Raw genomic sequence first — 11,902 nt, 5'->3', positions numbered from 1 at the left:
TTATTATAGCTTTGACTTAGCTATATTTTCTATCAATTCTATTGTATTATCTATACCTATAAAATCGCTATTCAAACAGGCATGATAATTTCTAGCATCTCCCCAGTTTTTTCCTGTATAATAATTATAATGTTTAGCTCTTAATTTATCTCTTTCTTTTAAGATTTTTTCTATATTTGCACTATCTAATTTATATTCTTCAACAGCTCTTTTAATTTTATTTTCCATATCAGAATAAATGAATATATTAATACAATTCTCCATTCCTTCTAATATATGATTAGCACATCTTCCAACTATAACGCACGAATGTTTAGATGCCACTTCTTTTATAACATTGCTTTGTGCAAAAAACATAGTGTCCTGTAATGATTCACCATTGCCAAATACCATATTTCCAGCATAAGAACCTGTTATAGCAAAATTAAAAAGAGAAGCTCCTGTTAATTTTTGTTCATTTTCTTTAATATATTCCGGAGAAAATCCTGTTTTATCTGATGCCATTTCTATTATAGCTTTATCATAAAAAGGTATATTTAAATCTTTAGCAACCATTTCTCCAATATATCTTCCGCCGCTTCCGAATTCTCTGCTGATAGTGATAACAATATTTTTACTCATAAGCATATACCTCATCTTTATTATATTAATAGTTTACCAATATTATTTGTATTTGTCAAATTTAAACAACTTCTTTTCTTATTTATATATAAATATTTTCACAAAAAATTATATATTATATTTTTATTAAAAATAGGTATATACTTTAACTATTTTTTAATGACTGGAAATCATTAGGTCTGATTATTATTTTATCTTTGTTTTTATTGAATAAACTTGCTAAATTTCCAAATCCACCTAACGATATGATTTGATGTTTAGCACTTGATATCAAATAAATATCTAAATGCGGAGGATTTTTTTCTATATTTATTCTATATAGAATATTTTTATCTAATTTAGATATAACATTATCATTTACCCAATTCATATCATCTGAAAAAAATACAAATTTAGGATTATAATCTTTAAATTTGTTATTAAGAAAATTTATTGATTTTATAAAATAACTGGCATATTCATTATAATCTGAATTAAATATACTCTTAAATTCTGGCATAATATGACTATCTCCAAGTCTTGCATGAACAGAAATAGAAAAATTATTTTTTAATTCATTATATAATGATAAATTTTCACCTGCAAGAACTTTAAAATGATATTTATCCAAATCTATATCTTTAACTAAATCATCAATATTTATATCAAGAATCTTAGGATAACAATCAATATAAATATCTTTTTTAGTTGCTAAAATATGATTAATATCATAATCAAAATATTCCTTAACCATATTGCCAAAGCATGCTTTATAAAAGAACACCTCTTCTTCTGTAGCAATATCATAACTAATGTCAGGACATAATTTTAATAACTCAAATGGTCTTTCATGTTTACCATCAATATCTTTGTGATGTGTTCTAAACCAAGTAAGATCATATTTTACTCGAACATCATAATTTTTTTTATTGATTCACCAAGAATATATTTTCCAAATTGATCAGCTAAACCACCAGTAGATTCTACAATAACCATACCTTTTTTATCATCTTTTACATTAAGTTTATCAGCAATATATTCCAATTTATACATAGAATTTACTATATCATATAAAATTTTTCTGAAATTATCTCTATGTTTTTTTGATGGAATAAACCATACTATTTTGTTAATAAAATGTTCATAGTCATTATAAAACATAATAAAAATCCAAATGAAAATAATTTTTAATAATCATGTAGAAAAATAGAAGAATATTATTTCTTAAAAAAAGAAATTTAATATTAAAACAAGAAAAAATACATGAATATACTATGGAACTAAATATCATAAGATAGCTCAATAACTTATAGAAATAATATTTTTTATGCGATGCGATCACTATAATATTTTTATTTTAAAATATAAACCCATATTAATAATATATTATAATATTAAATAAAAGTCAAATAATAATACATATAATTACATAAATTAGAAGAAATCAGAGAAAGTTTTTTCTCTTGCATTTTCATCTTTCATTACACCTATATCATACAAATATCTAGTAACTGCTAATGAAAAACCGCCTTTGATAGGAGTTTTAGGATATAATATTATTATAGGTGTTCTCTTTTGAACGGATATCATAACCTTTTCTTCATCAAACAAAACAGGTCCTAAAAGAACCAAATTAATATCAAGAGAAAATTTTGAAGTTACCTTTTTTACTTCTCTGTATAAATTGATAGCCCAATCTATATTTTTTACTTTGTTCACTATCAAATACATCTTATCTGTCATATTATTGACATATATCATCTTCATAAGTCTGTAAAGATCTGTAAGAGCTGTAATTTCAGGATTGGCAACAAGTATTATATCATCAGACATCTCATAGAAACGCATCATAGGCTGAGTAATTCCTGCAGCATAATCTATAATGACATAATCATATTCCTGTGATAATACTTTTAAATCTTTAGCTAAATTTGATAAATTAAAATCATTTTCAAACTGAACAAATCTCTGTATATTAACTCCAGCACTGATAACATCTATACCATATTCGCTTTTTATAACGCAGTCTTTCAATGTTAAAGTACCTTCAAAATATTCCTGAAGTTTAGACTGAGGTTTTACATGAAGTAAAATAAATACATTTGAACAGTTAATATCTATATCAAAAACTAAAACTTTATATCCTCTAGAAGCCAATTCTGCAGAGAAATTAACCGAACATAAAGTCTTACCTGCACCACCCTTTCCACTAGAAAAAGATATTATTCTTCCCATAATTATTGTCCTGTATACAATTTTAATACTTGAGCCACTTTAAGACGAACATTTTCATCCCAATCTAATATATGCGGCTTTAAAGCTTTAATTACAGTAATTTTATCGGAATTTTCTACATTTTTTGCCAACTCTTCAAGAGCCTCAAGTCTTTTTTCAACCTCTTCGCTTTCTAAAAGTGCAAAAATTTCATTCATAGTTTCTTCCTTAAAATCTAATAAATAATACTATACTTAGTATATATTATACATTATATGATATTTTTGTCAAAAATAAAACTTATTTAATTAAATTTAAAATATAATTGTATCAATATGTAAATCACTGCATTTCAAAAGGCTTTTCTTTAGTAAAATCAGGATTATAATTGTCAGAGCTTTCCATTTCCTGAACAAGTAAATTTTCAAATCCCAAATCCAAAGCATAATCAACTAAATCATCATACTCTTTTTTGTATAATTTTCTGTTTATACTTTCAAAATTGCAGGCTTTAAATTTAGGATTATACTGCGACATCAAAGATATTGTAGTATTTAAAAAACCTCTCTCTTTAAGTTCTATCAATACATCATAAGAATCTGATTCATTATTCGGAAGTATCAAATGCCTTATTATTATACCTTTTTCAGCAATGCCTTTTTCATTAACAATTAAATCGCCTACTTGTTCTTTCATTATCTCTATTGCATTTATTGCGGTATTAAAATAATTTTCAGCCCTAGAATATTTAAAAGCCTTGTCATCAAAAACATATTTTAAATCAGGCAAATATATATCAACAATACCGTATAGACAATCCAATAATTCTTTAGTATCATAACCATTAGTATTATAAACAATAGGAAGATTAAGTCCTTTTTCAAAAGCTATTTTTAAACTTTTTAATACAGGATAAATAACATGAGTGGCACTCACAAGATTAATATTTTCTGCACCTTGTTTTTCTAAATCCAAAAAATAATCTGCCAATGTTTCAATGTCAATTATCTCGCCTACTCCGTCAGAACTTATTTGATGATTCTGACAAAACACACAGCTTAAATTACAGCTTGAAAAAAATACTGTACCGCTTCCGCCTTCACCTACAAGCATAGGCTCTTCACCGAAATGCAAAGTATGAGATGCAGTTTTTATATGATTGGTATCTTCAAAAATTTTGCATCTTCCTATTTTGTTTTTATTGCGATTAACATTGCATATATGTCCGCAGCAAATACACTTATCATAAAGAAGTTCTGCCTTTACTAAAGCTTCATCTATATTTTTTAAATGTTTTTCATTATAATTCACAGTATATCCCAATAATTTTTTAATTATATATTAAAAATTTTAACTTCTATTAATTTTTTTATTGTTCTTTTTCCCGCCGCACGCCTGCCGAAGGCACGCACAGCGAGGCGGACTTCGTCAAAGAACCTTATATCCTCGACAGGCTCGGATACGCTTCGCGAAAGTGCAAGTATAAAATTAGCACTAAATAATATTAATTTTGTCTTACATGTAAGATAAAATATTAAATTTAAGCTAAAATATAGCCTTTTTGCTTCTTTGTGGCAACAAAAGAAGTGGGGGTGTGGGGGCTAGTCCCCACTAATAACAAAAATAAAAAAATAATTTTTGATAAAATATAGTTGTTTAGTATATACTAAAAATCATATTTTTTTTATTAATAAAATTTTATTATCATTTATTATTTTCTAAATATTTAATAGCCCATTCGCTCATCAAAACAGGAGGCTGATATAATTTTGATTCATCTATCTCAAATTTACTATTATGATGAGGTATATTCTTTTCTGTCATAGTAGAAAATAATATAAAAGCTCCGTCAATCTTCTCTAAATAATCAGCAAAATCTTCACCTGCCATTGATAAACTATAATGAGATGCTTTTTTAAATCCAAGTTCATTACAAACTTCATTTAACTGTTCATAAATTTTTGCATTATTAACAACAGGTGCACCTCTTCTCTTTATAACAACTTCAGCCTTAGCTCTATTAGCTGCTGCAATAGATTCTGCCACCTCTTTTATTCTCTCTGTTATAAATGCTCTATTCTCTTCGCTGAAAGTTCTGAAAGTACCTTCAATATTTACTTCGGTAGGTATTACATTATACTGAGTTCCGCCATGCAGCATACATATAGATATTATAACCGGATCTGTTGCAAGTATCTCTCTGCTTTTGATATTATAAATACCCTGTACTATTTGGCTTGCTGTAAGCATAGGGTCAATAGAAAGATGAGGATATGCCCCATGTGCACCTTTTCCTATAACTTTAATAAATACTCTGTCATTAGAAGCCATTAAAGGGCCTTCTTTTAATATAAACTCTCCGCTTGGAGTATCAGCAGACAAAGTACCTATATGAGTACCAACTATAGCTTTAACTCCTTCAAGAAGTCCAGAATTAAGCATATTATGTGCCCCTACAGCCAACTCTTCTGCAGCCTGAAATACTAATCTTACTTTGCCTTTCAATCTTGATTCATTTTCTTTCAAATAATGAGCAGCACCTAAAAGACATGCAGTATGTGCATCATGTCCGCATGCATGCATATTACCATTTTTAGAAGCGTATTCGCATCCTGTTTCTTCCTGTATAGGTAAAGCGTCCATATCGGCTCTTATAGCAACCACATTATCACCGCTTCCTATATCGCAAACTAATCCGCTGTCAAGCGAAGATTCTTTATAAGAAAGTCCTAATTCTTTTAATTTATTTATAACATAATTTTTTGTCTGAGGAAGTTCTGTACCAACTTCAGGAATTTGATGCAGATCTCTTCTCATAGAAACTATAATATCATTTAATTTTTTGTAATCCATTTTATCTGCCTTAACAATTATTTTTTAATAGTATATAGATATTAACCATTAAGTCAATATTAAATAAATTATTTCAAATTATATATTTATAAAAAATTAGTATTATTTAGGACTAAAATTTTAAATTATTCAATAAAAAAGCCCATCATATAAATGACAGGCCATTTAAAAATTTCAAAATATTAATTTTTAATTTCTATAAGGAGAGATATCTCTTAGTCTTTTAACAATCTTTTCTATAGCATCGGCAGCATACATTATCTCTTCCATAGTGTTGTCCAATGATAAAGAAAACCTTGTAGAACTATGTGCATATTCAAAAGGTACACCCATAGCTTGAAGCACGGGGGAAGGTTCTAATGTACCAGATGAACAGGCACTTCCGCTTGAAGTACAAATTCCATATCCGTCTAATAAAAGAAGTATGGCTTCTCCTTCTATATTTTTGAAACTAATATTAGCTGTATTGCTTACTCTATTAGCTCCTTTACCATTTATTTTAACATCAGTTATTCTCTTTAAAACTTCAGCCTCTAAAGTATCTCTAAGTTTAGCTGTATGCTCCATAAATCTAGGAAGTTCAGCCTTAACCATAGAAGCAGCTTTACCCAAACCAATAATATAAGGCACATTTTCAGTACCGGCACGGCGTCCTCTCTCCTGATGCCCTCCTGTCTGAACAGTTCTTAATTTAGTACCGTTCTTTATATACAAAGCTCCGATTCCTTTAGGGGCATGTATTTTATGACCTGCTATTGTAAGCATATCAATATAAGGCTCATCTTTCATATTAAGAGGCAATTTACCAGCAGCCTGAACAGCATCAACATGGAATACTGCTCCTGCATTTTTTACTATCTGACCTATTTCTCTTATAGGATAAATAACACCTGTTTCATTATTAGCATACATTATAGATACTATAGCTGTATTTTCATTGATGGCATTTTTTAATTCGTCAATATTTATATTTCCGTCATTATCAACAGAAAGATAAGTGACTCTATAACCATGTCGCTCTAGAGATTTGCATGTTTCTATAACTGCAGGATGTTCAACTTTTGTAGTTATAATATGATTCTTAGTAGGATATGCTTCTATAGTTCCCCTAATAGCCATATTATCGCCTTCACTTCCGCATGAAACAAAACATACTTCTATAGGCTCGCATCCAAGAAAATCAGCAACCTGTTCTCTTGCTTTTTCCATCTCTTTATGAACAGCTCCTGCAGGAGTGTACATACTAGAAGGATTAAAGTATTGATCCTTAAAATAAGGAAGCATAGCCTCCAATACTTCAGGGTACACTCTAGTTGTGGCATTATTATCCATATATATTATTTTTTTCTCTTCCATATATCAACTCCGTACAATCAAACACCTACAACTTCTAAATCTTTAGAAACAAGTTCCTGTAATTTAGGCTCAACAAAACCTTTCAAAGTATTTTTTGAAGAAGCACAAGCTGAACAAGCTCCTTTAAACTCTATCATAACTTTATTACCATCAACATCTACAAGTCTGCAGCTTCCGCCGTCCATTTTAAGCATAGGATTGATAACTTTTTCCAAAGCTTCTTCAATCTTTTTAATTTTCTGAACAGTAGTCATTGGAGCATTTTTAGCTTCTCTCTCCATCTCTGCTAACTCTTCATTGAGTATATCTTCGATTTTAACTTTACAAGCTCCGCATCCGCCGCCTGCTTTAGTGTAGAAAGTAACTTCATCTACAGTTTTTAAGTTATTCTCTCTGATTGCTCTTTTTATTTTAGTATCTGTTATACCAAAACATTTACAAATGATAGCTCCTTCATCATGTTCATCATCTTCAGTGACAATTCCTCTGTAATTGTTAATGGCTTTTTCTAAAGTTTCCATTCCCATAACAGAACAATGCATTTTCTCCTCTGGAAGACCGCCTAATTCCAAAGCTATATCTCTGTTAGTAATTTTTGAAGCTTCATCAAGAGTTTTACCCTTAATCATCTCCGTTAATATGCTGCTGCTTGCTATAGCTGAAGCACAGCCGAATGTTTGAAATTTAGCATCTTCTATAACTTCAGTATCTTTATTTATTTTTAATGTTAATTTGAGTGCATCTCCGCACACGATACTTCCTGTCATAGCTTCTGCATCAGGGTTTTCTATCTCCCCTACATTTCTAGGATTTATAAAATGATCCTTTACTTTATCTGTATATTCCCACATGTTCCTACCTCCATCTAAGTTAATTATTTAACAATATAAATATATTAAATAATTTTGGGATATAAAAATAATATTTTTTATTTTTTAAATTATTTATTCATTTCGTCTAATATTTGTTTTATAGCAACCTGACATCCGCCGCATCCTGTACCGGCTTTAGTTGCATTAGAAACTTCTTCTACTGTTTTTAATTTTTTTGATTTGATAGCATCTCTAATTTGATTTTCAGTTACTGCCATACAAAAACATATTGTTTTATCAGCCATTTTTAGATTCTCCTATTATCTAATTAATTTTAAGAAAATAGAAAAATATGAATATCACATTAATCTATTTTATAACCTTCCATTGTTAGAATATTATAACATTTCAATAAATAAATATCAAGCATATTTTACGTATATAATTTATTTTTTAATATACGGGTATGTATTAATAATAAGTTTAAAGAATTTTATAAAATTAATTAATATTTTTATGCTAAAACTTAAAATATTAGTTTTGATTAACTGTTTCTATTAAAATAGCTTCTGATTTATTATCTTCAATGTTTTCTAAATCTACTATTCTAAAATCATCTCTTACAGCATAGAATCTTATATTAGCATTAGGAGGAGCTTCATTACTGCCATCTGATAAGGTAAGTATTAAGTCGAATATTTGGTATGAATAATTTTCTTCAAGTATATTTTTTAAAGACATAAACATCTTCAATGCAAGATTAAGTACTTCTTTCACATTCAAACTATTTGAAATATATATCTCATTATTTCCCCATTCAAAATCTGTTAAATTTTTTCCAACAAAAGAAGTTCTGCATAAAGTACAGTCCGTTTCATTACTTATAACCCAATATTTTTCATTTTCAGAATTTTCTCTCTCGAATATAGAATAATAATTTTTTAATTCTATATTTGATAAATTAATATCTGAAATTAATTCTTTCATCTTTGCATTAGTAATCAATATATTAACCTCTTTAATTGATGAGATATTTTTTACATTATTTTTTATTATTAAAAAAAGATTTTATTTATTCTCTGAATCTTTATACAATTCATCAGCAATATATTTAACTATCTTTTCTCTTACATCTCTTCCGTAATAATCAAATTGCTTCTCTCTCATTTTTACTAGATTTTCTCTATTATTTGCCACAAGTAAATCTATTTTATTAAATATATCATCTGTAGAACTAGTATCATATCCTAAACCATTCTTATCTATATATATAGGGTTCTCTTCTTCTTGACCAGGTAAAGCTCCCATAGATACTATAGGTATTAAACAATTAATAGCTTCTATTATAGCTGTAGGACCTGATCTTGTTATCAATATATCATTCTCATGAAATAATCTAGGAAGCTCTTGAGTATATCCCATTATAATAGGTTTATGCTCTTTTGAAGAATATTCTTTACTTAATTTATTAAATGTTTTTTCATTTCTTCCGCATACAACTGTTACTTCACATTTATATCTTTCATATAAACCGTCTATTATATACATAAGCCTTTTAGTTCTTTCAGAGTTATTAAGTAAAAGTATTCTTAATGTACCATTAATATTTGTATTTTTTATTACTTCTTCTTTAGTTTTATATAAAGCATTGAATCCTTCTCTAACAGGCAAACCAAATGTAATAATTTTTTCCTTATCTACTCCATTTTGCATCATATATTCTGAAGCCTCATAAGAAGGACTTATAACTTTATCTGCTCTATTATCAAACCATAATTTGCTTATTGTAATTAAATCTGTTATTATAATGAAAAATTTTATATTTATATTTTTTTTCTTCAAAATACTTAGAAGGCTTCCGCTGAACATAGGGTGAACATTAACTATTATATCAGGCTTATATTCTTTTATAAGTTTTAAAAATTTTCTTTTGACATGAAATGCATTATTTTTATTTATAATATCTCTATTTTTAAAAGAAAATTTGAAAATCTTATACCATAATTGAGGAGCATATTTTATACAGCTATTATAAAGTCTTTCAGCAGCCATAAGATCAGGACCGCCAAGTGTGAAACCATTTACTACCTTACATTCTATTTCTTCTGGATATAATGCTTTGAAACCTTGCAAAAGTGAAGTATGAACGCTTTTATGCCCATGACCTGTATATTCTGATGATATAATAAGAATCTTTTTCATAATATACCTTCTAAAAATTAATATTACTTAGAATAGTTATATGTAAATTATACTTTAATTAGTTCATTTGTCAATAAATATTTAAAAGATTATCGTATATAATAATTATTAATTTATAAAAAAATCCTAATACCATAATGATATTAGGATTTTTAATTTCAAATAATTATTTATTAAATTAGTTATTAATATTATCAAAAGGATTATAAGTTAAAGAAGTAGGCTCTGCTTTAGAAATATAATTTTGTGTTTCTTTCTTATTTTGAGCTTCCATATATTCTCTTCTTGATAATGAGATTCTTCTCTTACTTTGATTAACTTCTCTTACAACGAAAGGATAAGTTTCACCTACTTTAAGAACCTCTTCTAATGTACTTCCTTTAGGAATTTCTACTTGAGAAACATGCATATAACCTTCTAAATCATCTTCCAAAGAAATAATAGCACCGGAATCAACTATAGCTTTTACAGTACCATCAACTATAGAACCTTGAGGATGTGCTTTTTCAAATAATCTCCAAGGACTATCTTTAGTATGTTTATAGCTTAATTTAATTCTTTGTTTATCTCTGTCTATAGACATAATAACCATATTAACTTCTTCGCCTTCTTTTACATAGTCTTTCATATTAACTATGTTATTTCTCCAGTCAAAATCACTTATATCACATATACCTTCCAAACCATTAGGAAGTTCAAATACAGCAAAGTTTTTAATGATTCTTTTTACTTTACATTTTACAGCAGATTTAACAGGGAAATCTTTTTCAACTGTATCCCAAGGATTTTCTTTGACTTGTTTTAATCCTAAAGTAAGTTTTCTTTCAGCAGCATTCATATCAAGTATTTTACACTCTAAGAAAGCACCTTTTTTAACGAAATCATTAGGATTATTAACATGAGAATTCCAGCTTAAATCAGAAACATGAACAAGTCCTTCTATACCATCAGCAACTTTTACAAAAGCACCAAATTTTTTAACATTAGTAACTTCTCCCTGTATAACATCATCTATATGATATTGTTCTACAAATTTACCCCAAGGGTCTTCATCTAATTGCTTAATACCTAAATCAACTTTACGATTTTCTTTATCAATATGAAGAACTTTGAACATTCTTTCTTCACCTTTTGATATTATAGACTTAGGATTTATTACTTTATCCCAAGACATATTAGGTATAGCAAGGAATCCGTCAAAACCAGGTGTGATTTCAACGAAAGCTCCGAATTTCTCAATATTTTTTACTTTACCATTAATAATATCATTTTCTTGAAGATTATTTAAGAATGTTTCTATTCCGGCATTTTGAGTTTCTTCTAATAAAACTCTTCTTGAAACTACAACATCTCTTCCGTTCTTTTTAATTACCCTAAACTCAAACTCTTTACCTATATAATCAGATTCTTTAATTCCTTTTGCTAAATCTATTTGAGAAAAAGGACAGAATGCCTGATGTCCCATTATAGATACCTTAAATCCAGCTACTTTCGAATCAGATCTAACAACTTCTTTAACAACGCCTGTAATTGCAGTATTATTTTTTACAGCATTATCTATTAATTCTTGAGATTTTCTCTTATCTATTTCACTCTTAGATAATATAACATAACCTTTATCATCTTCGCCTGAAACAATAGCCTCTATTTCTTCTCCAATAGTAGGTTCTTTATCAAATTCGCTTCTTTTTATTTTACCTTCAGATTTAGAATCAAAATCTATAAAAACATCAGTATCATCAAACTGAACTACTTTGCCTTTAACGATTTTTCCTCGGCTTAAAAATGTATTATCACTTTCCTCTAAAGCCTTGCGAAATTCAATTTCATCATTTGATAAATTTTTATTATCTTCCATTGTTCCT

General features: G+C 28.0%; 13 protein-coding genes. All 13 read right to left on the bottom strand.

Annotation, left to right across the window (positions count from 1 at the left end; genetic code table 11):
• Positions 1–3: 3 nt before the first annotated feature.
• Positions 4–621, bottom strand: a complete 618-nt coding sequence (locus tag BINT_RS05155; protein WP_041177584.1) for a cytidylate kinase-like family protein — start codon at positions 619–621, stop codon at positions 4–6.
• Between the two features lie 145 nt (positions 622–766).
• The gene (locus BINT_RS15085; RefSeq protein ID WP_014487491.1) at positions 767–1,354 is read right to left on the bottom strand and encodes an alpha-1,2-fucosyltransferase; all 588 of its coding nucleotides are present in this window, start codon (positions 1,352–1,354) and stop codon (positions 767–769) included.
• Positions 1,355–1,503: 149 nt separating this feature from the next.
• On the bottom strand, positions 1,504–1,761 hold the full coding sequence (locus BINT_RS15080; RefSeq protein WP_014487490.1) for a hypothetical protein: 258 nt from the start codon (positions 1,759–1,761) through the stop codon (positions 1,504–1,506).
• Between the two features lie 273 nt (positions 1,762–2,034).
• Positions 2,035–2,835 (bottom strand): AAA family ATPase, encoded by an 801-nt coding sequence (locus BINT_RS05140; RefSeq protein WP_014487489.1) that lies wholly within the window; start codon positions 2,833–2,835, stop codon positions 2,035–2,037.
• Positions 2,836–2,837: 2 nt separating this feature from the next.
• A complete protein-coding gene (locus BINT_RS05135; protein WP_014487488.1) occupies positions 2,838–3,032 on the bottom strand; it encodes a hypothetical protein in 195 nt (64 codons plus the stop codon).
• Positions 3,033–3,156: 124 nt separating this feature from the next.
• Positions 3,157–4,125 (bottom strand): radical SAM protein, encoded by a 969-nt coding sequence (locus tag BINT_RS05130; RefSeq protein ID WP_041177271.1) that lies wholly within the window; start codon positions 4,123–4,125, stop codon positions 3,157–3,159.
• Between the two features lie 393 nt (positions 4,126–4,518).
• Positions 4,519–5,667, bottom strand: coding sequence for a M20 metallopeptidase family protein (locus BINT_RS05125; RefSeq protein ID WP_014487486.1), 1,149 nt, complete (start codon positions 5,665–5,667; stop codon positions 4,519–4,521).
• 189 nt (positions 5,668–5,856) lie between these two features.
• Positions 5,857–7,023, bottom strand: a complete 1,167-nt coding sequence (nifS, locus tag BINT_RS05120) for a cysteine desulfurase NifS (protein ID WP_014487485.1) — start codon at positions 7,021–7,023, stop codon at positions 5,857–5,859.
• Positions 7,024–7,040: 17 nt separating this feature from the next.
• A complete protein-coding gene (gene nifU, locus BINT_RS05115; RefSeq protein WP_014487484.1) occupies positions 7,041–7,874 on the bottom strand; it encodes a Fe-S cluster assembly protein NifU in 834 nt (277 codons plus the stop codon).
• Between the two features lie 89 nt (positions 7,875–7,963).
• A complete protein-coding gene (locus BINT_RS05110) occupies positions 7,964–8,140 on the bottom strand; it encodes a (2Fe-2S)-binding protein (protein WP_014487483.1) in 177 nt (58 codons plus the stop codon).
• Positions 8,141–8,369: 229 nt separating this feature from the next.
• Entirely contained in the window at positions 8,370–8,822 is a 453-nt protein-coding gene (locus BINT_RS05105; RefSeq protein ID WP_014487482.1) for a hypothetical protein, read from the bottom strand.
• A gap of 81 nt (positions 8,823–8,903) precedes the next feature.
• Positions 8,904–10,037 carry an MGDG synthase family glycosyltransferase gene (locus tag BINT_RS05100; protein ID WP_014487481.1) on the bottom strand — a complete coding sequence of 378 codons (1,134 nt, stop codon included), beginning with the start codon at positions 10,035–10,037 and terminating at the stop codon, positions 8,904–8,906.
• Positions 10,038–10,215: 178 nt separating this feature from the next.
• The gene (locus BINT_RS05095; protein WP_041177270.1) at positions 10,216–11,895 is read right to left on the bottom strand and encodes a S1 RNA-binding domain-containing protein; all 1,680 of its coding nucleotides are present in this window, start codon (positions 11,893–11,895) and stop codon (positions 10,216–10,218) included.
• Positions 11,896–11,902: the final 7 nt, after the last annotated feature.

This window comes from Brachyspira intermedia PWS/A (assembly GCF_000223215.1).
In the GTDB taxonomy this organism is placed as follows: domain Bacteria; phylum Spirochaetota; class Brachyspiria; order Brachyspirales; family Brachyspiraceae; genus Brachyspira; species Brachyspira intermedia.
Note: the sequence above shows the minus strand (reverse complement) of the source record. Positions and strands in the feature narration are given on the sequence as shown.